Annotated in this window: 21 protein-coding genes and 1 tRNA gene; 14 read left to right on the top strand and 8 right to left on the bottom strand. The window is 67.4% G+C overall.

What is annotated here, in order from left to right; genetic code table 11:
• Nucleotides 1-12: 12 nt before the first annotated feature.
• Genes BIX52_RS13155 through BIX52_RS13140 form a run of 4 tightly spaced genes read right to left on the bottom strand, consistent with a single transcriptional unit; the run spans nucleotide 13 to nucleotide 3183 of the window.
• Nucleotides 13-795 (bottom strand): ferredoxin--NADP reductase, encoded by a 783-nt coding sequence (locus tag BIX52_RS13155; RefSeq protein ID WP_075221509.1) that lies wholly within the window; start codon nucleotides 793-795, stop codon nucleotides 13-15.
• A gap of 13 nt (nucleotides 796-808) precedes the next feature.
• Complete coding sequence (locus BIX52_RS13150) at nucleotides 809-1213, bottom strand: DUF934 domain-containing protein (RefSeq protein ID WP_075221508.1); 405 nt, start codon at nucleotides 1211-1213, stop codon at nucleotides 809-811.
• Nucleotides 1200-2870 carry a nitrite/sulfite reductase gene (locus tag BIX52_RS13145; protein ID WP_075221507.1) on the bottom strand — a complete coding sequence of 557 codons (1671 nt, stop codon included), beginning with the start codon at nucleotides 2868-2870 and terminating at the stop codon, nucleotides 1200-1202. Before BIX52_RS13145 ends, BIX52_RS13150 begins: the two co-directional genes overlap by 14 nt.
• Nucleotides 2871-2889: 19 nt before the next feature.
• Nucleotides 2890-3183, bottom strand: a complete 294-nt coding sequence (locus BIX52_RS13140) for a DUF2849 domain-containing protein (RefSeq protein WP_075221506.1) — start codon at nucleotides 3181-3183, stop codon at nucleotides 2890-2892.
• A 228-nt stretch (nucleotides 3184-3411) separates the two neighbouring features.
• Between BIX52_RS13140 and BIX52_RS13135 the strand changes: the two genes are divergently transcribed.
• Entirely contained in the window at nucleotides 3412-3930 is a 519-nt protein-coding gene (locus tag BIX52_RS13135) for an Lrp/AsnC family transcriptional regulator (RefSeq protein WP_075221505.1), read from the top strand.
• Between the two features lie 79 nt (nucleotides 3931-4009).
• On the opposite strand, the gene BIX52_RS13130 is transcribed toward BIX52_RS13135, so the two are convergent.
• Nucleotides 4010-5005 carry a GGDEF domain-containing protein gene (locus BIX52_RS13130; protein ID WP_075221504.1) on the bottom strand — a complete coding sequence of 332 codons (996 nt, stop codon included), beginning with the start codon at nucleotides 5003-5005 and terminating at the stop codon, nucleotides 4010-4012.
• Between the two features lie 255 nt (nucleotides 5006-5260).
• Complete coding sequence (locus BIX52_RS13125; protein WP_075221604.1) at nucleotides 5261-5686, bottom strand: Fur family transcriptional regulator; 426 nt, start codon at nucleotides 5684-5686, stop codon at nucleotides 5261-5263.
• A 190-nt stretch (nucleotides 5687-5876) separates the two neighbouring features.
• Here BIX52_RS13125 and BIX52_RS13120 point away from each other — a divergent pair, with 190 nt between their 5' ends.
• The 7 genes from BIX52_RS13120 to BIX52_RS13090 all read left to right on the top strand — a co-directional run bounded on the left by BIX52_RS13120 (nucleotide 5877) and on the right by BIX52_RS13090 (nucleotide 12608).
• Entirely contained in the window at nucleotides 5877-6662 is a 786-nt protein-coding gene (locus BIX52_RS13120; RefSeq protein ID WP_075221503.1) for a DeoR/GlpR family DNA-binding transcription regulator, read from the top strand.
• A 55-nt stretch (nucleotides 6663-6717) separates the two neighbouring features.
• Nucleotides 6718-8250, top strand: a complete 1533-nt coding sequence (glpD, locus tag BIX52_RS13115) for a glycerol-3-phosphate dehydrogenase (RefSeq protein ID WP_075221502.1) — start codon at nucleotides 6718-6720, stop codon at nucleotides 8248-8250.
• Nucleotides 8251-8360: 110 nt separating this feature from the next.
• Nucleotides 8361-9464: an ABC transporter ATP-binding protein gene (locus tag BIX52_RS13110; protein WP_075221501.1), complete on the top strand. Its 1104-nt coding sequence runs from the start codon at nucleotides 8361-8363 to the stop codon at nucleotides 9462-9464.
• Nucleotides 9465-9467: 3 nt separating this feature from the next.
• Nucleotides 9468-10535, top strand: coding sequence for an ABC transporter ATP-binding protein (locus tag BIX52_RS13105; RefSeq protein WP_075221500.1), 1068 nt, complete (start codon nucleotides 9468-9470; stop codon nucleotides 10533-10535).
• On the top strand, nucleotides 10532-11401 hold the full coding sequence (locus BIX52_RS13100; protein WP_075221499.1) for a carbohydrate ABC transporter permease: 870 nt from the start codon (nucleotides 10532-10534) through the stop codon (nucleotides 11399-11401). The genes BIX52_RS13105 and BIX52_RS13100 overlap by 4 nt, the downstream gene beginning before the upstream one ends.
• Nucleotides 11398-12228 carry a carbohydrate ABC transporter permease gene (locus BIX52_RS13095; RefSeq protein ID WP_075221498.1) on the top strand — a complete coding sequence of 277 codons (831 nt, stop codon included), beginning with the start codon at nucleotides 11398-11400 and terminating at the stop codon, nucleotides 12226-12228. The genes BIX52_RS13100 and BIX52_RS13095 overlap by 4 nt, the downstream gene beginning before the upstream one ends.
• A gap of 113 nt (nucleotides 12229-12341) precedes the next feature.
• Nucleotides 12342-12608 (top strand): DUF2160 domain-containing protein, encoded by a 267-nt coding sequence (locus BIX52_RS13090; RefSeq protein ID WP_075221603.1) that lies wholly within the window; start codon nucleotides 12342-12344, stop codon nucleotides 12606-12608.
• Between the two features lie 23 nt (nucleotides 12609-12631).
• On the opposite strand, the gene BIX52_RS13085 is transcribed toward BIX52_RS13090, so the two are convergent.
• Nucleotides 12632-12961 (bottom strand): hypothetical protein, encoded by a 330-nt coding sequence (locus tag BIX52_RS13085; protein ID WP_075221497.1) that lies wholly within the window; start codon nucleotides 12959-12961, stop codon nucleotides 12632-12634.
• A gap of 216 nt (nucleotides 12962-13177) precedes the next feature.
• Here BIX52_RS13085 and BIX52_RS13080 point away from each other — a divergent pair, with 216 nt between their 5' ends.
• The 5 genes from BIX52_RS13080 (at nucleotide 13178) to flgF (ending at nucleotide 19144) form a co-directional block, all read left to right on the top strand.
• Nucleotides 13178-14908: an ABC transporter substrate-binding protein gene (locus tag BIX52_RS13080; protein WP_075221496.1), complete on the top strand. Its 1731-nt coding sequence runs from the start codon at nucleotides 13178-13180 to the stop codon at nucleotides 14906-14908.
• 178 nt (nucleotides 14909-15086) lie between these two features.
• Nucleotides 15087-15170 (top strand) — tRNA-Leu (locus BIX52_RS13075).
• Nucleotides 15171-15377: 207 nt separating this feature from the next.
• Nucleotides 15378-17432 carry a calcium-binding protein gene (locus BIX52_RS13070; RefSeq protein WP_139312764.1) on the top strand — a complete coding sequence of 685 codons (2055 nt, stop codon included), beginning with the start codon at nucleotides 15378-15380 and terminating at the stop codon, nucleotides 17430-17432.
• Nucleotides 17433-17638: 206 nt separating this feature from the next.
• Entirely contained in the window at nucleotides 17639-18421 is a 783-nt protein-coding gene (locus BIX52_RS13065) for a DUF1217 domain-containing protein (RefSeq protein WP_075221494.1), read from the top strand.
• The gene (gene flgF, locus BIX52_RS13060; RefSeq protein ID WP_075221493.1) at nucleotides 18422-19144 is read left to right on the top strand and encodes a flagellar basal-body rod protein FlgF; all 723 of its coding nucleotides are present in this window, start codon (nucleotides 18422-18424) and stop codon (nucleotides 19142-19144) included.
• 81 nt (nucleotides 19145-19225) lie between these two features.
• Here the strand turns inward: flgF and BIX52_RS13055 are convergent, their stop codons facing one another.
• Nucleotides 19226-21451 (bottom strand): hypothetical protein, encoded by a 2226-nt coding sequence (locus BIX52_RS13055; protein ID WP_139312763.1) that lies wholly within the window; start codon nucleotides 21449-21451, stop codon nucleotides 19226-19228.
• Nucleotides 21452-21727: 276 nt separating this feature from the next.
• Here BIX52_RS13055 and BIX52_RS13050 point away from each other — a divergent pair, with 276 nt between their 5' ends.
• A complete protein-coding gene (locus BIX52_RS13050) occupies nucleotides 21728-22378 on the top strand; it encodes an HdeD family acid-resistance protein (protein WP_075221491.1) in 651 nt (216 codons plus the stop codon).
• Nucleotides 22379-22383 lie beyond the last annotated feature (5 nt).

Below are 22383 nucleotides of genomic sequence, written 5' to 3'. Positions count from 1 at the left end.
GGGCCGGTCAGCCTAGCCCACGAACGCCTTTTCGATGACGTAACGTCCTGGTCGCGAGACGGAGCCTTCATCGAGGCCGGCCGCTTCGCACAGGTCCTTGGTGTCGTTCAGCATTGCGGTGGAGCCGCAAATCATCACGCGGTCGGTGTCCGGCGACCAGGGCGCGGTGCCGGTCACCTCGAACAGGTCGCCCGAGCGCACGAGGTCGGTACAGCGCCCGACGAGGGTGTTCGGCCCCGGCTCCTCGCGCGTCACGGTGGCGACGTGGTGCAGGCGGTCGCCGACCAGCTCGGACAACATCTCGTCGCGGCGGATCTCGTCGACGATGTCGATGCCGTATTGCAGCTCCGCCATCTGCCGGCAGGTCTGCACCAGGATGACCTTCTCGAACCGCTCGTAGGTTTCCGGATCGCGCGCCACGGAGGTGAAGGGCGCGATGCCGGTGCCCGACGAGATGAGCCACAGATTGCGGCCCGGAATGAGCGCGTCGTGGATCAGCGTGCCGGTGGCCTTGGGGCGCAGCAGGATCTCGTCGCCCGGCTTGATGTGCTGGAGGCGAGACGTCAGCGGCCCGTTCGGCACCTTGATCGAGTAGAATTCCAGCTCGTCCGCCCAGTTGGGGGAGGCGATCGAGTAGGCGCGCAGAAGCGGCTTGCCCTCGTTCATCAGCCCCAGCATGGCAAACTCGCCGGAGCGGAAGCGGAAGCCTGAAGGACGGGTGGTTTTGAAGGAGAACAGATCGTCGGTATAGTGGTGGGTCGACAGAACGGTTTCCGTCGGAATCACTGCTGCCATGGGGCGCTCCGTATTACTGACCGTGCCTTGCGGCCCAAAGGCCGTGCTCGGGTCCACGGCTGCCGCGCCTTGGCGTATACAACTCTCGCACCGTGAGGGACATGGCGTTGGCCCATGCCGCCTCACCCATGCGTGCAACGCTCTCATCCGTCACGGCGATGGCGTCGAAACCGGACTGGAAGGCGTGGCGCGCCTGGTCGGGAACCAGCGGACCGGCGGCGATGAGGCGGCCCTGATATCCCAACGCCCGCAGCGCGTTCGCGACCGAGTAGCCGCGACCGTCGCCATAGCCGCCGAAGCGCACGGTGACGACCGGCTCGGCCGGCAGGGTGTCGGGCACCGTGTCGCCGGAGAGCTCGAGGCCCAGCTCGATCGCCTCGTGACGGGCGAACTCGCCTTCGTGTTCAAGCAGCCACATGGAGAGGCTCCTCATAAATGGCGGTCTTGAAGACGGCCTTGCCGACGCGCTCGTAGGTGGCGACGAAGCTCTCGTTCGCCGTCCTGTGCTCGCGCCAGGTTGCGATGATGCGGGCGATCACGGCGGGGACCTCCTCGGCCGCGAAGCCGGGGCCGAGGATCTCGCCGACGGCGGCGTTCTCGTCCGCCCGGCCACCCAGCGTGATCTGGTAGCTTTCCTTCTCCGCCTTGTTGAGGCCGAGGATGCCGATGTTGGCCGCATGGTGATGGCCGCAGGCGTTGATGCAGCCGGAGATGTTGATCGTCGGACCGGACGGGTCCTCGCCCTTGGCGCGGGCGTCCGCCTCGATGGCGGAGATCTGCGCCGAGAGGGCCTGCGCGATGGGGATCGAGCGGGCGGTGGCGAGGGCGCAATAATCAAGGCCCGGGCAGGCGATGATGTCGCTCGTCAGGCCGATGTTGGCGGTCGCGAGGCCGGCCTCCACCAGCGCCGCGAACAGCGCCTTGAGGTCGGCCTTCCGAACGAAGGGCAGGACGACGTTCTGGCGGTGCGTCACGCGCAGCTCGGCGCGCGAGTAGCGCTCGGCCAGCGCCGCCAGCGTGCGCATGTCCTCGCCCGTGGCGTCGCCCGGAATGGCGCCCGGCGCCTTGAAGGAGACGGTGACGGCGGCATAGCCCGGCAGCTTGTGGGCGGTGACGTTCTGGTCGAGCCAGGCCGCGAAATCGCCTTCCGCTTCCAGCCGCACGTCTGCTTCGGCCGGCACGTCTGCGATGTCGAAGTGGGCGGCGATCCGGTCATATTCGGCGCCGGCGACGTCGAACACTGAGAGGTCGCGCCCCTCCATGTCGGCCTTCACTTCGGCACGGTATTCCTCGAGGCCGAGCTCGGCGACCAGGATCTTGATGCGCGCCTTGTACTTGTTGTCGCGCCGACCGTGCAGGTTGTAGACGCGCAGCATGGAGTCCAGCGTCGGCAGCAGGCGCTCGAAGGGAACGCCGGCCTCGAAGAGCTGGGCCACGCGCGGCGTCCGCCCCTGGCCACCGCCGACCCACACGTCATAGCTCGGACGGCCGCCGTCCACGCCCGGATAGGCGGTCAGGCCGATATCGTGGAACTTCATCGCCGCGCGGTCTTCGGCGGCGCCGATGACGGCGATCTTGAACTTGCGCGGCAGGAAGGCGAATTCCGGGTGCAGGCTGGACCATTGGCGCAACAGCTCGCACGTCGGGCGCGGGTCGATCAGCTCGTCCCCCGCGACACCGGCATAGGCGTCGGTGGTGACGTTGCGGATGCAGTTGCCCGAGGTCTGGATCGCGTGCATCCCGGCCTCGGCCAGAATGTCGAGCATGTCCGGCACGTCTTTGAGCTGCGTCCAGTTGAATTGCAGGTTCTGGCGCGTGGTGAAGTGGCCGTAGCCGCGGTCGTAGCGGTCGGCGAGTTCACCCAAGGTGCGCATCTGGTCCGCCGACAGGGTGCCGTAGGGGATGGCGATGCGCAGCATGTAGGCGTGAAGCTGCAGATAGAGGCCGTTCTTCAGGCGCAGCGGCTTGAACTCGTCCTCGGTCAGTTGACCGGCGAGGCGGCGGTTCACCTGGTCGCGGAACTCGGCCGCGCGCGCGGCGACGAACGCCTGATCGTATCCGTCATAATGGTACATGATGGGTCCCTTGAGGGGCTTAGGCGGCGGACGGGAGGGCGATGGACGGCCCCGCGAGGCGATGGCGCTCGCGCAGAAGCACCGGCAGGTTGGTGGCCGGGTCGAGTGCCATCAGATAGGCGCCGACGACGCGGTTGCCATCCTCTTCGCTGCGGGCGATCTCCTCGAGCGCGGCGCGGCCGTCGGGGCCTGCGCGCTCAGCCTTGGCGATGTCGGTCGACCAGTCGTCGCCGGTCCAGTAGACGATCGCGCCGGTCATGATCTCGTTCGCCGTCAAGACGGAGGGGCCTTGCAGCCGCTTGTCTTTCGCCATCGGTCCAACTCCACCTTTTCCTTGTCCGCATGCCCGCATGGGGTCGGACGATGCGTCGCGATGCGCGGGGGCCGAGAGAGACTCGCTCTGGCCGCGATCGTGAGGTTAAAGATGACTTTGTCCCGTCCGAGTGACAATATTCGGAACGAAATAAGACGGTTCGCTATCGCGGGCCGGCTGCCGCGGGAAAATTTCCCGGCGGCTCATCGATGAAGGAAATATCCCGCGATGGACGATCTCGATCGCAGAATTCTCACCATTCTGCAGCAGGACGCGACGCTGCCCGTGGAGCGGATCGCCGCCATGGTGAATTCGTCCAAGTCCCCGGTTTGGAACCGGATTCGCAAGCTGCGGGAGATGGGGATCATCGACCGGCAGGTGGCGATCCTCGACCCGCAGAAGGTGGATCGGGGCGAGACCTTCTTCGTGATGGTGAAGACGTCGCAGCACGCCAAGGACTGGCTGGACCGCTTCGCCAAGGCGGTGGAGGAGATGGGCGAGATCCTGGAGGCGCACCGGCTGGCGGGGGAGATCGATTATATTCTGAAGGTGCGGGTGCGCGACACGCGGGCCTTCGACGCCTTCTACAAGCGCCTGGTGCGGGATGTGGAGCTGTTCAGCGTGACGTCCCAGCTTTCCATGGAGACACTGAAAGAGACGACGGCGCTGGATCTTACCGCGGAGCAGGAGTCCGGCGAGGCGGAAGGAGCGGCGAAGCGCGGCGGGCAGGACGCGCGGGGGCAGTGACGCGCGGAAAGGATGCGCGGGGGCAGGGAAGAGGCGGCGGCGAAGCGCGGTCCGGTGGACGGGGCGGGTCGACTGCCGCTCACCCCATGGCCGCGACGGCGGACCAGGGGAGCGACACCGGATCGGCTGCGGTCCCCTTGGCGGGGACGCTGTTATAGCCGACGCGGATCTGGTTGCGGCCGCCTTGTTTGGCCGCGTAGAGCGCCGAATCGGCGGCTTTCAGCCAGGCCGAGACGTTGACGACTTCGGGAAAGAGAGGGGCGACGCCGAAGCTGGCGGTGATGCGCAGGCCCTCGACCCCCGGAATCGCGAGCCCTGCGATGGCGCGGCGCGTATGATCGAGCAGCGCCATCACCTGGTTGAGCGAATGGCCGGGGAAGACCACGGCGAATTCCTCGCCGCCCAGACGGCACAAGATGCCGTCGCGACCCAGAATGCGCCGCAGCGCTTCGGCCACGGTGCCGAGGGCGATGTCGCCGATCGGGTGGCCGTGCTCGTCGTTGATGCGCTTGAAGTGGTCGAGGTCGATGATGGCGAGCACCGCGCCGGTGGTGCGCTGGCGCGTCTGAAACAGGGTGCGCAGCTCGTCGATGAACGGGGCACGGCGGGTGAGGCCGGTGAGATCGTCCGTCTCGGCGCGGTCGCTGAGGTCGAGCTTGCTGGCGATGCAGCGGGCGAAATGGTTGAGGATCACGCCGTCGCGCTCGGCAAAGGCGCGCGGGCGATCGTCGGCGGCGATCACGGCGCAGCGCTCGCCGCGCGCGGTGACGATGGGGGCGCCGAGCAGCGCTCCGGCGGGGACGAGGCCGCCCGCGTCGGGAGCCGTCTCGGACAGGTTCTTGAAGATGGGGACGGGGCTCGCGATCGCCTCCGCGCTGAACGCGGCGAGGAGGGGACTGACACCGTCGTCGTGTCCGAGCGGGGTGGGGGCGAAGACGAGGCTGGCCGACGGGACGTCGAGGACGAGGCGGATCGTGTCGAGGATGGGCTCGCAAAGGCGCTGCCGTGCGTCCACGTTGGCAGGGCTGAAGCCGGGCGGTCGGCCGAAAATGATCGTCCTGGCCGTATCGATCAAAACCCTTCCTCCAGGTGCAAGTCTATCATCTTGGAGAAGGATGCGGCGCGGCCCTTTCGAAGCGATGTCCATCCCCGGCTCAATCCAATCCGGGTCCGCTCCGACCGGGCCGAGGCGATCCTCCGGCACCGGTGAATTATGGCAAATCCTTGATCGGATGAAAGTCCATCACGGGTGACTTTGTCGCACTGGTAAACAATGGCGTTCATAAATTGCGCCAAACCTGCCGGGCCTGCCGTCACCCTCTTGTCCGCGCTAGGGTTTCCTGATCCGCCTGCAGTAGAGTTCGAGACGGTGCCGCACCACCTCGTAGCCGAGCTCCTTGGCGATTTCGGCCTGCAGGCGCTCGATTTTGTCCGACGCGAACTCAATGACGTCGCCCGTGTCGATGTCGATGATGTGGTCGTGATGGGGTAGATCGGCGGTCTCGAACCGGGCCGGTGTCCCCTCGAACACGTGCCGGTGGACGATCCCCTGGGCCTCCAGCGCGGCGAGGGTGCGGTAGACGGTGGCGAGCGAGACCGTCTCCTCGATGTCCTTGGCGCGGCGGTGGAGCTCGTTGGCGTCCGGATGGTCGCCCGATTCGGACAGCACCTTCAAAATGGCGGCGCGTTGGCGCGTGATGCGTACGCCGTCAGCCCTCAGGGCTTGTTCCAGTCGGTCTGCTGCGGCCTCGTCCATGGCCGCACCATACTGGCTCGCGGCGGCGCGGCAAAGCGGGGGCTTGCGGCCCTCGGCCGGACGCCGGGCGCGGCGCGGGGCGGCTTGCATTGTCGCGCGGGCAGCGCGCACATTTCGCGGCAGATTCGGCGGGGATGCGGGCAATGCGTCCCGCGGGCGGCCCGGCCGCGCCGGGCGACGGAGGGGGGACATGGTGGATCTGACACGCCCGGCGGACGTGGCGCAGCGCCAGGACGCGATCGTCGCCCTGGCGCGCGAGCAGGGGCGGGTGACCGTGGACGGCCTCGCCCTCCACTTCGACGTGACGCCGCAGACGATCCGGCGCGACCTCAACGACCTCGCCGCGCGGCAGATCCTGCAGCGGGTCCACGGCGGAGCGGTGTTCTCGTCCGGCGTCGCCAACCTTGAATATGAGAAGCGGCGGCAGATGGCGGCGGCCGAGAAGGCGGCGATCGGCCAGGCCGCGGCGGCGCTGATCCCGGACGGGGCCTCGCTCTTCGTCAACATCGGTACCACCACCGAGGCGGTGTCCGAGGCGCTCGCCGGGCACGACGCGCTGATGGTGATTACCAACAACATCAATGTGGCGAACCGCATGCGGCTGCACCCGAAGTTCGAGGTGGTGATCGCCGGCGGCGTGGTGCGCGGCTCGGACGGCGGCATCGTCGGCGAGGCGGCGAGCGACTTCATCCGGCAGTTCAAGGTTGATTACGCGGTGATCGGTGCGTCCGCCATCGACGCCGAGGGGGCGCTGCTCGACTATGATTTTCGCGAGGTGAGGGTGGCGCAGGCGATCATGGCGAACGCGCGACACGTCATCCTGGTGAGCGACGCGTCCAAATATGAGCGGTCGGCGCCGGTGAGGATAGGCCACATCAGCCAGGTGCGCTCGTTCGTGACGGACAGGGCGCCGGACGCGCTTGCAGCCGTGTGCCATGCGCATGACGTGAGGCTGATCGAAACCAGCCGGGGCTAGAACGAACGCGCGTCATGTTCATTTGACATTCGGTTTGGGTTCACCTAACCGATGAATGAGGGAGGCGCGCGTGGATCAACACGATCAATATGACGTTCTGGTCATCGGTGGCGGCATCAACGGCTGCGGCATCGCGCGCGACCTCGTGGGCCGCGGCTATTCGGTGATGCTCGCCGAGAAGGTGGACTTCGCGTCCGGCACCTCCTCCTGGTCGACCAAGCTGATCCACGGCGGCCTGCGCTATCTGGAGCATTACGAGGTGCGCCTCGTTCGCGAAGCGCTGATCGAGCGTGAAGTGTTGTGGGCGATGGCGCCGCACATCATCCGCCCGCTGCGCTTCGTGCTCCCGCATCACAAGGGCCTGCGTCCGGCGTGGATGCTGCGGGCGGGGCTGTTCGCCTACGATCATCTGGGCGGGCGCAAGATGCTGCCGCCGACCGACGAGCTCGACCTGCGCACCCACCCCGCCGGCGCACCGCTGAAGGACGAGTATGTGCGCGCCTTCGAATATTCCGACTGCTGGGTCGACGATGCGCGCTTCGTCGTCCTCAACGCGCGCGACGCCGCCGACCGCGGCGCCGATGTGCGCACCCGCACCGAGGTGGTGAAGGCCGAGCGGGAGGGGAACAGCTGGGCCGTGACCCTCGCCGGGCCGGACGGTGAGGAGGCCGTGCGTGCGCGCTGCCTCGTCAACGCCGCCGGGCCGTGGGTCGACCATGTGCTGGGTTCCGCGCTCGGCCGGGCGGATGCCCACAATGTCCGCCTCGTCCAGGGCAGCCACATCGTGGTGAAGAAGCTATTCGACCACGACAAGGCCTACATATTCCAGAATGAGGATGGGCGGATCATCTTCGCGATCCCCTACGAGGGCGCTTTCACGCTGATCGGCACCACCGACCAGGACTATGAGGGCGAGCCGCGCGACGTGGCGATTACCGAGGCGGAGACGGATTACCTGCTCGCCGCCGCCAGCGAATATTTCAAGCGCCCGGTGGAGCGGGACGCCATTGTGTGGACCTATGCCGGCGTGCGGCCCCTGTTCGACGATGGCGCCTCGAAGGCGCAGGAGGCCACGCGCGACTATGTGCTGAAGGCCGAAGGCGGGCACGGCAAGCCCGCGCTCCTCAACATCTTCGGCGGCAAGCTGACCACCTACCGCAAGCTCGCCGAAGCGGCGGCGGAGAAGGTGGGCGCGCTGATCGGCGTGAAAGGCAAGAGCTGGACCGCCAAGGCGCCGCTGCCGGGGGGCGACATGCCCATCTCCATCGCCGCCGCCTTCGGGGAGCGGCTGCGCCAGACCTATCCCTGGCTGGACGGCGCGTTGGCGGACCGCCTCGCCCGGCTCTACGGCGTGAAGGCGCAGGACATTTTGCGCGGTGCCACCGGCCCGGCCGACCTGGGGCGGGACTTCGGCGCCGGGCTGACGGAGCGTGAGGTGAGCCACCTCATCGAGACCGAATGGGCGCGGACCGCCGAGGACATTCTGTGGCGGCGCACCAAGCTCGGCCTGGTGATGGCGGCGGACGATCAGGCAGCGCTCGCCGCCTACATGAAAGAAACGACGGGACACGCGCAAAACGCGGCCTAAGATAACGGTTGTGGCACTGGCGGGGGACAACCTCTGCGGCGCCGCCCACCGCGACGACGATGCCGGAACCAACCGGCGGATGCGGCCAACCTGCCGCGAAGGGAGAGGCGATGCTGGAATTGCGCAGCGTGGGCAAGCGCGTGGGCGAGGAGACGCACCTTGCGGACATCTCGCTGCGCCTGGAGCCGGGCTCGCTCAATGTGCTGCTCGGCCCGACGCTGTCCGGCAAGACCAGCCTCATGCGGCTGATGGCCGGCCTCGACAAACCCACAAGCGGCACCGTCCACATGGACGGCAAGGACGTGACCGGCGTTCCCGTGCGCAAGCGCGACGTCGCCATGGTCTACCAGCAGTTCATCAATTATCCGGCGCTGTCGGTGTTCGAGAACATCGCCTCGCCGCTGCGGATCGCCGGCAAGCCCAAGGCCGAGATCCGCGCGACGGTAGAGCGGGTGGCGGCGCTGCTGAAGCTGACGCCGTACCTCGACCGGCAGCCGCTGCAGCTTTCCGGCGGGCAGCAGCAGCGCACCGCGCTCGCCCGCGCGCTGGCCAAGAATGCGCGCCTGGTGCTACTCGACGAGCCCTTGGCCAACCTCGACTACAAGCTGCGCGAGGAGCTGCGGGCCGAGCTGCCGAAGATCTTCGCCGAGTCCGGCGCGATCTTCGTCTATGCGACGGCGGAGCCTGAGGAGGCGCTGCTTCTCGGCGGCCATACCGCCACCATGAAGGAGGGGCGGGTGACGCAGTTCGGCCCCACCGTGGACGTCTATCGTCGTCCCAACACGCTGGACACGGCGCGCACTCTCTCCGACCCGCCGCTGAACTATGCGTGGGTGCGCAAGTCTGGCCGCCGCCTGCTGCCTGAACTGGCCGACGCGCGGCAGCCCGATTTCGACGAGATCCCGCTGCCGGAGCACTATGCCGGCCTCGGCGACGGTAGATATGCCCTGGCGATCCGCCCGCATCACCTGCGCCTCCACCGCGAGGGGCCGAACGACGTGGAGCTGACGGGATCGGTCGTCAGCACCGAGATCACCGGGTCCGAGACCTTCCTGCATGTCGATCTCATCGACCGCTGGATCATCCTGGCGCCGGGCATCCACGACCTGGAGCCGAAAGCGATGGTGAGCGTCTACTTTTCGCGGCAGGACATCATGCTGTTCGGCGATGACCTGAAGGCGGCGGACACCGCGCCCCTGTTCGAGGGAGCCTGAGCCATGGCCGAAATCACGCTCGACCATATCGGCCACGCTTACGGCCCCGCCAAGAGCCGGTCCGATTACGCGCTGAAGGAACTGCACCATGTGTGGAGCGACGGCGGGGCCTATGCGCTTCTCGGCCCCTCCGGCTGCGGCAAGACCACGCTCCTCAACATCATTTCCGGCCTGTTGACGCCGTCCGAAGGCCGCGTGCTGTTCGACGGGCAGGACGTGACGCATCTGCCGCCCGAAGCGCGCAACATCGCCCAGGTGTTCCAGTTCCCCGTGGTCTACGACACGATGACGGTGGCCGAGAACCTCGCCTTTCCGCTGAAGAACCGGGGCGTCGCGCGGCCGGTGATCGCGGCGCGGGTGGAGCGCATTATCGCCATGCTGGGTCTGACGGCGGAGGCGAACAAGCGCGCCGCCTCGCTGACGGCGGACATGAAGCAGAAGATCTCGCTCGGCCGCGGCATGGTGCGCGAAGACGTCGCCGCCATCCTGTTCGACGAGCCGCTGACCGTCATCGACCCGCATTTGAAATGGCAGCTCCGCTCGCAGTTGAAGACGCTGCATCGCGAGTTCGGCCACACCATGGTCTACGTCACCCACGACCAGACCGAGGCGCTGACCTTCGCCGACACCGTCGTCGTGATGTACGAGGGCGAGGTGGTGCAGGTCGGAACGCCGCAAGACCTGTTCGAGCGTCCGGCCCACACCTTCGTCGGCTACTTCATCGGCTCGCCGGGCATGAACGTCCTGCCCGTGGCGTTGGACGGGGCGGTGGCGCGCCTGGGTGGCGAGGCTGTGGCGCTGCCGGGCCGTGCGGTGGCCGCCAAGGGGGCCGTGACCGCGCTCGGCGTGCGGCCGGAATTCGTCGTGCTGGGGGACGACGGTCTGCCGTTCACCGTCGTGCGGGTCGACGATATCGGCCGCGAGAAGATCGTTCACGGCACCATCGCCGGGGTGGCAGTGGCGGCGATCCTGCCGGAAGGCGCCGCGGTTCCGGCAATGCCGCGCGCCAGCTTCCGCGCCGAAGGCATCAACGTCTACGCCGACGACTGGCGCATCGAGGTGGCGGCATGACCAAGACCGAAAACAACCGCGCCTGGTTCCTCGTCCTGCCGGTGCTGCTTCTGGTGGCGATGAACGCGATCCTGCCGCTGATGACGGTGGTGAACTACTCGCTGCAGGAGAGTTTCATCGCCGGCTTCTGGGACTGGGTCGGCACCCGCCATTATCAGGACGTTCTGGCGTCCGAGCGCTTCCATGCGGCGCTGATCAGGCAATTCGCGTTCACGTTCATCATCTTGATCATCGAAGTGCCATTGGGTGTCGCCGTGGCGCTGGCGATGCCGAAGAAGGGGGCGTGGGCGTCGCTCTGCCTCGTCCTGATGGCGCTGCCGCTGCTCATCCCGTGGAACGTGGTCGGCGCGATCTGGAACATCTTCGCGCTGCCGGAGATCGGCCTGCTGGGCTGGGGCCTCAATGCGCTCGGCTTCGACTACAACTACACCAACCAGCCGATTTCCGCCTGGATCACCGTCATCCTGATGGACGTGTGGCACTGGACCTCGCTGGTGGTGCTGCTCGCCTATGCCGGGTTGCAGTCGATCGACGAGGCTTATTATCGCGCGGCGAAGATCGACGGAGCGTCCCGCTGGGCCGTGTTCCGCTACATTCAGCTCCCGAAGATGAAGACGGTGCTGATCATCGCCTTTCTTCTGCGCTTCATCGACTCCTTCATGATTTACACCGAGCCGTTCGTGTTGACCGGCGGCGGGCCGGGCAACGCGACGACGTTCCTGTCCATCGACTTGGTGAAAGCGGCGGTGGGTGAGTTCAACCTCGGCATCGCGGCGGCCATGTCGATCATTTACTTCCTGATGACGCTGCTCGTCTGCTGGCTCTTCTTCACGCTGATGACCAAGGACAAGGAGGGCCAGGCATGAGCGCGCCCGCCCGGCCGACCGCGCGCCGCATCCCGCTGAAATGGCTGGTGCCGACGCTCTACATCCTGTTCCTGATGCTGCCGATTTATTGGCTCATCAACATGAGCTTCAAGACCACGAACGAAATCCTCGGCGGGTTCAGCCCGTACCCGAAGAACTTCACCGTCGACTCCTACGTCGAGATCCTGACGAACCCGGCGTGGTACATGGGCTACGTCAACTCGATGATCTACGTGGTCCTGAACACGGTGATCTCGGTGACGGTGGCGCTGCCCGCGGCTTACGCCTTCTCGCGCTACCGTTTCATGGGCGACAAGCACCTGTTCTTCTGGCTGCTCACCAACCGGATGGCGCCGCCGGCGGTGTTCGTCCTGCCCTTCGTCGAACTCTACTCCTCGATGGGCCTGTTCGACACCTATTGGGCGGTGGCGCTGGCACACTGCCTCTTCAACATCCCGCTGGCGGTGTGGATCCTGGAGGGCTTCATGTCCGGCGTGCCGAAGGAGATCGACGAGACCGCCTACATCGACGGTTATTCGTTCCCCAAGTTTTTCGTGAAGATCTTCATGCCGCTGATCGCATCGGGCATCGGCGTCACCGCCTTCTTCTGCTTCATGTTCTCGTGGGTGGAGATGCTGCTCGCAAAAAACCTCACCACGGTGGCCGCCAAACCCATCGCCGCGGTAATGACGCGCACCGCGTCCACCTCCGGTTACGAGCTTGGACTTCTGGCCGCGGCGGGGGTGCTGACGATCATCCCCGGCGCGATCGTCATCTACTTCGTGCGCAACTATATCGCCAAGGGCTTTGCCCTGGGGAGGGTGTGATGTCCGCCACCTTCACACGCCTCGCCGTCGCGGCGGCGGCGGTTCTGGTCACCGCCCCGGCCTTGGCGCAGGCCGCCGACCCGACGATCGCCGAACGCCTCGGCCTCGGCTGGATGGCGTGGACCTGGCAGACGGCGGTGTTCTTCGCCGCCATCGCCGCGTCGCTCCTGGCGATGACCTTGTGGGAGTGGGTGCGCCCCGGCGGTCACCCGCGCCACGGCGTCCTCGGCCTCACGACAACGCGCGGAGACCGGCTGTTCATCTCGCTGCTCGCCGCGGCCTACATCCACCTCGGCTGGCTCGCCCTCGCCACCGGGCCCTTGTGGATGGCCTCGCTCATCGCGCTCGCCGTGGCGCTCCTCGTCTTCCTCTTCGTATGACGGGGATGGCGCGGCTTCCCGCCTCAGGTGCGCCGGCAGGCCATCGAATTGCCGCCCTTGTGGTCGTGCAGGGTCAGGCTGCGCCGCGTCGTCTCGAACACGGAATAGTGGCCGCCGTCGGTGGTGAAGAGGCCGTAGTCGGCGTTCCCGCCGGTCTCGATCCAGGCGATCTTGCGGCTGTCCTCGCCGACGGTGACGGCCTGGCTGGTGAGCACGACCTCGGTCTCGCCGCAGCGCCAGTCGCCGACAAAGGCGTCGCGGCCGAGGTCTTCCTTGCCGCTCATGCAGCCGGCGACGAGGCCGACCACGGCGGCCCCCGCCAGCCAGAAGGTGAAGCGAACTCCAAAACTCATCGCGTCCTCGCTGTGTGCGAACCGGCCTTCTATAGCGCGGGCGCGGCCCCGCCGTCCGAGGCGGCGCGGCCACACCGGCACTTTCTCCCCGCAATCATGGCGCCCGCCGAGGGTGCCGTGCGCGGTCTCCACCCCCGCCGCCTGCGGGTCCCTCCGGCGTGCCCAGCGCGGCACCGGCACGCCCCCACACCAACGACAGTCTAGGGAAGGACAAACATGAAAAAACTACTTCTGGCCTCCACCGGCGCGCTGGCGCTGGCCGCGGCCACACCGGCACTCGCCGACATGGCGGCCGCCGAACGCTGGATCGACGACACCTTCCAGCGCTCCGCCCTCTCCAAAGAAGAGCAGATGGCGGAAATGCAGTGGTTCATCGACGCCGCCGAGCCCTATCGCGGCATGGAAATCAACGTGCTGTCGGAAACCATCCCGACCCACACCTGGGAATCGGAGGTGCTCACCAAGGCGTTCGAGGAGATCACCGGCATCAAGGTCAATCACCAGCTTCTCGGCGAGGGCGAGGTGGTGCAGGCGGTCCAGACCCAGATGCAGACCAACCGCAACCTCTACGACGCCTACGTCAACGACAGCGATCTCGTCGGCACCCATGCGCGACTGCAGGCGGCGGTGAACCTCACCGACTGGATGGCGGGCGAGGGGGCGGACGTCACCAATCCCGGCCTCGACCTCGACGATTTCATTGGCAAGGACTTCACCACCGGGCCGGACGGCGCCCTGTGGCAGCTTCCCGACCAGCAGTTCGCCAACCTCTACTGGTTCCGCAAGGACTGGTTCGACGACGAGGCCAACAAGACCGCCTTCCGCGAGAAGTACGGCTACGAGCTCGGCGTTCCGGTGAACTGGTCCGCCTATGAGGACATCGCCGAATTCTTCACCAACGACGTGAAGGAGATCGACGGTGTGCGCATCTACGGCCACATGGACTACGGCAAGCGCGCGCCGGACCTCGGTTGGCGCATGACCGATGCGTGGCTCTCCATGGCGGGCGCCGGCGACAAGGGCCTTCCCAACGGTCGCCCGGTCGACGAATGGGGCATCCGCATGGAGGAGGGCTCGTGCAATCCGGCCGGCGCCTCGGTCACCCGCGGCGGGGCGACCAACGGTCCGGCGGCGGTCTACGCCATCGCCAAGTGGGACGAATGGCTGCGCGGTTATGCGCCCCCTGCTGCGGCGTCCTACGATTTCTACCAGTCGCTCCCCGCGCTCAACCAGGGCAACGTGGCGCAGCAGATCTTCTGGTACACCGCCTTCACGGCCGACATGGTGAAGCCGAAGTCGGAGGGGAACCAGACCGTCGACGACGAGGGGATGCCGCTGTGGCGGATGGCCCCGTCGCCGCATGGCCCCTATTGGGAAGAGGGCATGAAGGTCGGCTATCAGGACGTCGGCTCGTGGACCTTCCTGAAATCGACGCCCGTCGACCGGCGCAAGGCGGCCTGGCTCTACGCCCAGTTCGTGGGGTCCAAGACTGTGGACACCGAGAAGAGCCACGTCGGCCTGACCTTCGTGCGCGACTCCACGGTGAACCACGAGAGCTTCACCGAGCGCTCGCCGGCGCTGGGCGGGCTCGTCGAGTTCTACCGCTCGCCGGACCGCACGCGCTGGACCCCCACCGGCGTCAACGTGCCGGACTATCCGAAGCTGGCGCAGCTCTGGTGGCAATATATCGGCGACGTGAACGCCGGGAACTACACGCCGCAGGTGGCGATGGACCGTCTCGCCGGTGAGATGGACCAGATCATGGCCCGCATGCAGCAGGCGGACGAGAAGGCCAACGTCTACGGCGGCTGCGGCCCGCGGCTGAACGAGGAGACCGACGCGCAGGCTTGGTTCGACAAGCCCGGCTCGCCCAAGCCGAAGCTCGATAACGAGAAGCCGAAGGGCGAGACGATCGCCTACGAAGAGATCATCAAGCAGTGGCAGTGAGCCACGTTGCGTGATCGGGCGGGGCGCCGAGGCGCCCCGCCACCTGCGCCGCGCCGGCCCTTGGCATGACGCGGGGGGGCGCGCTAAGACCGGCGGCGGAAGGGCCCGCGCCGCGCGCGCCGCGCCGCTTCCCGCCGAGAGATCGTGGCAGACGAAAATCGCCTGCGATTTCAACGCTGCGGGCGTGATGGAATGGTAGACATACCGGACTTAAAATCCGGAGGCGTAAGCCGTGCGGGTTCGAGTCCCGCCGCCCGTACCAGTTTCACCGCCTGCGATACGCCATACCGTTGACGCTAAAGGCGGATCGCGCCTTCGCGAAATCTTCCCGCTCCCTGCGATCTCATGCGCCTAAGCAAAACGTGAAGGCGCCACCGCAAGAAATCGTTGAACGAACACACGCCGCATTGTACCGCGATTTCTATACGTTGCCGCTATTTTCGGCGGTTGCTTCTGCGGGAGTGCGGGCGTGCCAGATTTCGAGTCTGCGTTTCCTCTTGGCGTATCGTCCTTGTCGCTCGGCGACACCGGCACCCGTCCCTCCCTGATCGGCAACGCCGGTTGGCTGACCGACGTGCCCCGCCCGAGCGAGGCCCTTCTGTCGCCCGGCGCCGCACCGTCGACCGAGAAACTCGGCCTGCAAATTCTCGTCTACGATCCCGTCACCGGCGCGGTGGAGGACCTTACCGAAGGCGCCCGCGGTTTCGGCAACTCGTCGCTGCGCTATGCTTGGTCGGTCGAGCAGATGGACGGGGACATCCTCGTCGGCACCAACTATTTGAACACCGACGCGCTCGGTTACATGAAGTTCTTCTTCAGGCTCGACGCGGGTCTTCTCACCCCGGAGGATCTCGCCGACCGGCGCGCGGTCATGTCGACCATCGGCTACGGCGCCGATCTCGAGGACTCCGACTTCGGCATCTACCGCCTGCGGGACGGGGAGTGGACGCAGGTGCTGGGCTCGTCCATCGAGCCTGACTTTTCCGGCGCGGGCGTGCGCGAGATGCGCCAGATCACCGTCGACGATGGCGGCACCGCGCGCACCTTCCTGTTCGCCGGCCTCACCAACGACGCCATTCCGGGCGCGGCGACCGACGACACGGCCCAGTTCTGGGTCAGCGAGGACCGCGGCGACACCTGGGATCAGATCACCACGGGCCCCTCCGCGCCCGGCTCCACCAACTCCGGCTACCGCAGCATCGTGGTGTGGAACGACGTGTTGGTGATGGGGACGCAGGACGCCAGCGGCGGCGCGCTCTGGTCCTACGACCCCCTCACAGGCGAGTGGGTGCTGATCGACATCGTCGAGGACATCGACATCATCACCATGCTGCAGGTTGTGGAGGAGCCGAGCGGGCAGCAGGCGCTTTATTTCGGCGCATCGTCCGGCGTCATCGTCGAGCAGCCGGTGCGGCTCTACCGTTATGTGGAGGCGGCGGGTGTCTGGTCCGGCGAGGAGGTGACCCCGCACAGCTTCACCCGTCAGGACGGAAGCCGCATCCACCGCGTCGGCGAGTCCGGCGGCGCGGACGAGGACGGCAACCCCCTCGGCCTGATGGAGAACCCGTTCAACGACGACAGCGTCATCGAGATGTGGGTGGCCAACGGCAAGCTCTTCTACGGCACCGCGGACGACGACGGCGCGGCGGCCGTCGCCTACGTCACCTTCGCCGACCGGCCAGGCAATCCGGTCGACGCCGACGCGTGGACCCTCGTCACCGCGGACGGCTTCGGCAACCCGAAGAACGCGTACATCTGGTCCTCGGCCGTCGACACCTCCGGCGGGCCGGGCGAGGACGTGATGTATATCGGCACCTTCGACAAGAGCTTGGGGTTCGACATCCTGACCTCGACCGACGGTGATACGTGGGAATTTCTGACCGAGGACGGGCTCGGCACCGTCAACAACTGGGGCGCGCGCGAGCTCGATATCTACGCTACCGACCCTACCAAGCTCCTGGTCGGCACGGCGAGCACGTTCTATCCCCCGGCGATGGACGAGGCGCCCAATGACGACCTGATGGACCGCCGCCAGGTCGCCGAGGGCCGCGCGCCGCTGGAGGGCGACGGACGCGCCGACTGGCTGATCGGCAAAGTCCGGGCGGATGTCCTCATCGGCAACGGCGGTGACGATTTCATCACCGGCGGCGGCCGCGGCGACAGGATCGAGGGCAACACCGGCAACGACGACCTGTCCGGCGAGGGCGGGAACGACGTCATCGACGGTGGCTTCGGCAACGACTACATCGCCGGCGGGGCCGGGCGCGACATCATTCACGACGGCGACGGTGAAGACGTGATGGCCGGCGGGCGGGGCCGTGATCATTTCATGCTGACGGTGGACGGCACGCTCGACGTGATCGTCGACTTCGATCCCGCGCGCCGGGGCGACCGGCTGAGCTTTGCCGGCGTTCCCTCCTGGTTGCCTGAGGCCGTGCAGGGCGCGCACGGCGTGGAGTGGCATGTGAACGGTGTGGCGGAGGTGGTTCTCCTCGGCCTCAGCCTGGACGACCTCACGCTCTGACGCGGCGCCTTCCACACGTGGAGAAGCTGCGGCCCGCGGGGGCCGAACCGCCGCCGGGGCCTGCGGACCTGTCCCCGGCGTGGCGCCGCGGATCGCGCGTGCGCCGGCCCCAGCCTCACGCAATCGCTTCAAAGCAGGTTGTGCCCCGCGCTGGGCTTGAAAGGAGTGTCCGAGTCGCCGCAGCGCGCCTTTCAGGAGGACGAACGATGTCCGTCGCAGTGACCTACAGGTTGTACGCCTCGAACCTGGACCGCCAGCTCGAAATCACCGCCAAGCAGGGCCCGGTCCGGCTCGAGGCAGAATATTATCTCGAAAATTACAGGAATGTGACGTCGCTGGACGAGTTCCTGGACGACACGCGCTTGTTCACGACCGCGATGAAAGCGTTCGGGCTCGAGGAGATGGCCTTCGCCAAAGGCTACATGCGCAAGATCCTCGAAGAAGGCATGACCGACCCGAACTCCCTGGGCAACCGCACGACGGACCCGCGGATCAAGGAGTTCGCGCGCGCGTTCGACTTCGAAACCTTCGGCGATCTCACCATGGCCCGCCAGAAGACCGGCCAGGAGGTGGTGGACAAGTTCATCCGCCAGCAGATGGAGGTGAACGCCGGCGAGCTCGACGGGGAAGGGGTGCGCCTCGCGCTCTACTTCCAGCGCAACGCGGGCGACATCAAGAGCCCCTACGACGTGCTCGCCGACAAGGCGCTCACCAAGGTGGTGCGGACCGCGCTCGGCCTGCCCGACGCCTTCTCCAGCGCCGACATCGACCGCCAGGCGGCGGTGTTGGAGGAGCGCCTGAAAGACTACGACTTCAAGAATGTCGAGGATGTGAGCAAGTTTCTCACGCGCTTCACCGCGCTGTGGGACGCGACGCAGGTGACGACCCAGGACCCGATCCTGGGGCTGTTCAACGTGGGCGGCAGTTCTCCCACCGTCTCCCTCGACCTTGCGATGACCCTATCCAACCTACGCCTTGGAGGTGCCTGAGTGGCATCGGAACTTTATGTGTCGCTGTCTGGCCAAAAGGTCATGGAGACGCGACTTGCGACGGTGGCGAACAACGTCGCCAACATGCGCACCGGAGGCTTCCGTGCCGAAACGGTGAACTTCGATACCGTGCTGTCCGACTACAAGTCCGACCGCGTCAACTTCGCCGCGCTCGGTCAGACGCACATCGACCGCGCCCAGGGGCCGATCGAGCCGACAGGCAACCCGCTCGACATGGCCATCGTGGGCGACGGCTGGTTCGGCATCGAGACGCCGGCCGGCCTCGCCTATACGCGCGATGGGCGCTTCACGATCAGCCCCGAGGGCGACCTGAAGACGATCACCGGACACGGCGTGGTGGACGAGGGCGGCGCTCCGATCCAGCTCAACGCCAACGGTGGGCCGGTCGCCGTCGGGGGCGACGGCTCGATCATGCAGGATGGGCGCAATGTCGGCGTGTTCGGTCTCTTCGTCTTGCCGGAGAGCGCCAACCTCAGCCGCTACGGTGATTCGGCGCTGCTGTCGGACGTGCCGGGCGAGCCGGCGGTGGACCGTCTCACCAACGGCGTGCGGCAGGGCTATCGTGAGGGATCGAACGTCAATCCGATCAAGGCGATCGCCGATCTCATCCAGATTCAGCGCGCTTTCGATCATGCCACGAGCGCGGTGGGCGACCGTGAGGAGAGCCTGCAACGCGCCGTGCGCACCTTGGGCGCGGACTGACGCGAGGGCGCATTCCAACGGCGCTGCCAGGTGGCGATGAGACCAAGGCCGGGCGTTCCGCCCGGCCTTTTCGCGTTTCGATCAGTCGTAGCCGAGCAGGGCGCAGGTCCGGCGGTAGTCCGGGTTCGTGGTGAGGCTGTGCATCATCTCGTCCGACACGGGGCGGCGCGGGCGGGGAGCGATGTCGGCCGAACGGCGCCCGCTGTCGCCGGTGATCTTGCGGTAGTCGGCCCACGTGGCGGACCATTCCGGATCGAACGGAACGCCCAAGGTCGTAGTGGCGGCGCGCAGCCACGCCTCCGGCGCCTCGGTGAAGGCTTCGTAGGTCATGAAGCCGTTGGCGGCGGCGTATTCGGCGAAGCGGGCGAAGCCTTTCATCACCGGCGCCAGCATCTCCGGCTTGGCGAAGCGGGAGGAGAGCATGCTGAGCCAAACGTCCAGAGGGTGGCGGGTGGTGATCAGAAGCGTGGTCTCGAAGCGGGGGGCGAGCAGGTCCACCAGGCTGGGACGGTAGGACGGGGGGAGGCCGCCGCCGCCCAGATAGTCCACATAAGCCCAGTCGCGCAGGACGAGCCGGGTGCCGCGCCGTCCCGCGTCACGGGCGAGCGCGTCGATGATGTCGACGACTTCCGCGGTGCCGCTCTCGGCGATGTGGCGAAGGTCGGTCTTCAGCGCGTCGGACAGGCCGAACCAGCGTTGGTATTGGTAGAGCGGGTTGAAGGCGCCGAGGGCCACGCTGGCGTGCGGATGGATCTCGCTGAGCAGCGTCACCCCGCCCATGGTGCCGATGCATTTGGAGATGGCGGTTCCGCCGCTGCTGGCGAGGTGCGAGACGATGCCGATCACCGGCCGCTCGCCGCGCGCCGCCGGGCGGACCAGGGGCAGAGGTTGGGGCAGGGGGGACGTGCGGCGATAGTCCGGCACCAGGCGCGCAGGCACCGAGAACCGCGAGTGCACGGCCTCGTGACGCAGCCGCCGCGACAAGGCGAGGCTCGCGGCGGCAAGGCCGTCGGACCCCGATGCGGCATGGCCGAGCGCCGCGGACGCGGCGTGCCCTTGGTCTACGGAAGTGGCTGCTGCTGCGGGGGTCGTGCCATCGTCCTGCGCGGGCGCATTTGCCCGGCCGACCCGTGCGGGCGTAGGGGGCAGCGGATGGGGCGGCCCGGCGTCCGCGGGAGGAGCGTGCTTCGCTTCGTCCAGCGCGGCGAGGCGGGCGGCGTTGCGCGTCAACGTCTCATCCAGGCTGGCGATGACGGCGGCGAAATCCTTCGCGTCCATCTCGGCGAGGCGGAGGAGTTCCTGGGCCAGGATGTCCAGCCGCAGGTTCGGCTCCATCACGTCGTCATAGGCCTCGTCGAGCACGGGGCCGAAGGTCTCGAAGCCGAGCGCACGCACGAGGCGCAGCGCATGCGGGCCGCCGAGCACCACGAAGGGCAGGCGCTGGGCGATCGCGCTGCGCACCAGCGGCGGGATGCGGATGACGCTGCCATAGGTCGCCGCCTCGTCGGCGATCACGGCGAGATGGCCGGCCGGTGCCGTGGCCCGCGCAGCGCGATCGTCCGCGGCCGGCGGCATGGCCGCTGCGAAGGCCGCGACGCGCTCGGACAGCTTGTTGGCGGGCGTGGCCTTGTAGCGCTCGATCCGGTTGATCAGCGACGCGGACACGTCGAAAGCGCTCCCCGTGCCGTAGTCCCGCCCGGCCAGCAGGCCCCCTTGGAGCAGGGTCGCGCCGAGGATCACGCCGTGCGCCGTGTTGATCGCGCCGGCGAGACTGAAGCGCAGATCTGGACGGTCGGTCGAAACCGGCGGTTCGGCCTCGCCGGGGATCGGACCCAGCAGCACCAGCCTGCAGGGTGGCGCTTCGCCCTCGGCGGCGGCGTCCACCTGGTGGATGACGGCGAGGTTGGACGTCGCGAGAGTGATCGCCCCCGGCGGCAATGCGCGGGCCCTCAGCGCTTCGGTGAAGGCGGTGAGGGCGGCGGCATCGCGCTGCAGCGGCGGTCCGGCATTGGCGAGAACGAGGGCGAGGTCCCCGGCCCGCATCATCGCCTCCATGGGCGGTGTGACGGCATCCAGCGCACCGCTCAGCGCCGGCACTGTGTTGGCGGCGACGAGGAGCACGCAGGACGGGTGCTCTCCGCCGGATGTTTCGCGCGCGGACCCTCGATCGGCCACATCCGCCGCGAGCCAGCGCGCGGCGTGTCCTGCAGCGTCCGCCAGCGGCAGCAGCGGTGCCGCGGGTGGCCACCCCAATGCGGCGAGGAGGCGCGATGCGGCAGCGGGGGGCAAGTCGGTAAAAAGCGTCACGTCAATCGTCCGATGGCACCGCGTGAGGGGGCGGCGCGGTACAGCCCGTCGCCGTGCTTGCTACACCCGCACGGCCCGCGAGGCCAACGCGCCCGTCGCATCCGGCCGCCGCCCCTCGTGAGCCGCGCCCCCGTGAGCCGCGGAACGCCGGCACGCGGATGGATCTGCCGCGACGCTCACGCGAATTTTGGTGCCACAGCGAACTTTTGACATGGCGGGAACGGTCTGAAAGACCCATGACTTCCTAAAAGCTTTCCTTATTGGATCGGAACCGACATGACCGTCCCCACAGCATCCTACCGCGACCCGCTCTACGGCGACCTGACCCTGAACTGGAAATGGATGCTGGGGCTCGGCCTTCTGATGGCGGTGCTCGGCATCATCGGCCTCGGCATGACCTATGCGTTGACGATCGTCGGCGTGGTCTGGTTCGGCGTGCTGGCCCTCATCGGCGGCGTCGCCCAGGTCTTCGATGCCTTCAAGTACAAGGGCTGGAAGAGCTTCGGCGCCCACCTGCTGCTCGGCCTTCTCTACCTCGTCGCCGGCGTGGTCCTCATCGTCATGCCGGTGCAGTCGGCCTGGTGGCTGACGCTGATGATCGGCGCCACATTCATCGTTACCGGCGTGCTGCGCGTCTTGATGGCCTTTCAGATCCGCGGCGGCGGCGCGGCGGTCCTGTGGCTCGGCCTGACCGGGGCGGTGTCTGTCGTGCTCGGCATCCTCATTTTCGGCATCGTCGATTTTCCGAGCGCCGAGCAGATCGCGACGCCGGAGGCCGCCGCCACGTGGTTCCAGCAGTGGGGCTGGATCATCGGCCTCTTCATCGCCATCGAGTTCATCGCGCAGGGTGCGGCGCTGGCCGGTCTGGCGCTCGCTGCGCGCAAGTTCGGCTCGATGGGCGGGCCGGGCGCCGGCAGCGCCGCCTGATACCG

Origin of the sequence: Acuticoccus yangtzensis, from assembly GCF_001927245.1 — a bacterium.
Classification (GTDB): Bacteria; Pseudomonadota; Alphaproteobacteria; order Rhizobiales; family Amorphaceae; genus Acuticoccus; species Acuticoccus yangtzensis.
The sequence above is the reverse complement of the archived record's forward strand: the minus strand, read 5'-3'. Positions and strand labels throughout refer to the sequence as shown.

What these genes read in the sequence shown, in the direction of transcription:
- BIX52_RS13155 (WP_075221509.1), bottom strand. Translation starts at nt 795, where the DNA reads ATGGCAGCAGTGATTCCGACGGAAACCGTTCTGTCGACCCACCACTAT.
- BIX52_RS13150 (WP_075221508.1), bottom strand. Translation starts at nt 1,213, where the DNA reads ATGTGGCTGCTTGAACACGAAGGCGAGTTCGCCCGTCACGAGGCGATC.
- BIX52_RS13145 (WP_075221507.1), bottom strand. Translation starts at nt 2,870, where the DNA reads ATGTACCATTATGACGGATACGATCAGGCGTTCGTCGCCGCGCGCGCG.
- BIX52_RS13140 (WP_075221506.1), bottom strand. Translation starts at nt 3,183, where the DNA reads ATGGCGAAAGACAAGCGGCTGCAAGGCCCCTCCGTCTTGACGGCGAAC.
- BIX52_RS13135 (WP_075221505.1), top strand. Translation starts at nt 3,412, where the DNA reads ATGGACGATCTCGATCGCAGAATTCTCACCATTCTGCAGCAGGACGCG.
- BIX52_RS13125 (WP_075221604.1), bottom strand. Translation starts at nt 5,686, where the DNA reads ATGGACGAGGCCGCAGCAGACCGACTGGAACAAGCCCTGAGGGCTGAC.
- BIX52_RS13120 (WP_075221503.1), top strand. Translation starts at nt 5,877, where the DNA reads ATGGTGGATCTGACACGCCCGGCGGACGTGGCGCAGCGCCAGGACGCG.
- glpD (WP_075221502.1), top strand. Translation starts at nt 6,718, where the DNA reads ATGAGGGAGGCGCGCGTGGATCAACACGATCAATATGACGTTCTGGTC.
- BIX52_RS13110 (WP_075221501.1), top strand. Translation starts at nt 8,361, where the DNA reads ATGCTGGAATTGCGCAGCGTGGGCAAGCGCGTGGGCGAGGAGACGCAC.
- BIX52_RS13105 (WP_075221500.1), top strand. Translation starts at nt 9,468, where the DNA reads ATGGCCGAAATCACGCTCGACCATATCGGCCACGCTTACGGCCCCGCC.
- BIX52_RS13100 (WP_075221499.1), top strand. Translation starts at nt 10,532, where the DNA reads ATGACCAAGACCGAAAACAACCGCGCCTGGTTCCTCGTCCTGCCGGTG.
- BIX52_RS13095 (WP_075221498.1), top strand. Translation starts at nt 11,398, where the DNA reads ATGAGCGCGCCCGCCCGGCCGACCGCGCGCCGCATCCCGCTGAAATGG.
- BIX52_RS13090 (WP_075221603.1), top strand. Translation starts at nt 12,342, where the DNA reads ATGGCGTGGACCTGGCAGACGGCGGTGTTCTTCGCCGCCATCGCCGCG.
- BIX52_RS13085 (WP_075221497.1), bottom strand. Translation starts at nt 12,961, where the DNA reads ATGAGTTTTGGAGTTCGCTTCACCTTCTGGCTGGCGGGGGCCGCCGTG.
- BIX52_RS13080 (WP_075221496.1), top strand. Translation starts at nt 13,178, where the DNA reads ATGAAAAAACTACTTCTGGCCTCCACCGGCGCGCTGGCGCTGGCCGCG.
- BIX52_RS13065 (WP_075221494.1), top strand. Translation starts at nt 17,639, where the DNA reads ATGTCCGTCGCAGTGACCTACAGGTTGTACGCCTCGAACCTGGACCGC.
- BIX52_RS13050 (WP_075221491.1), top strand. Translation starts at nt 21,728, where the DNA reads ATGACCGTCCCCACAGCATCCTACCGCGACCCGCTCTACGGCGACCTG.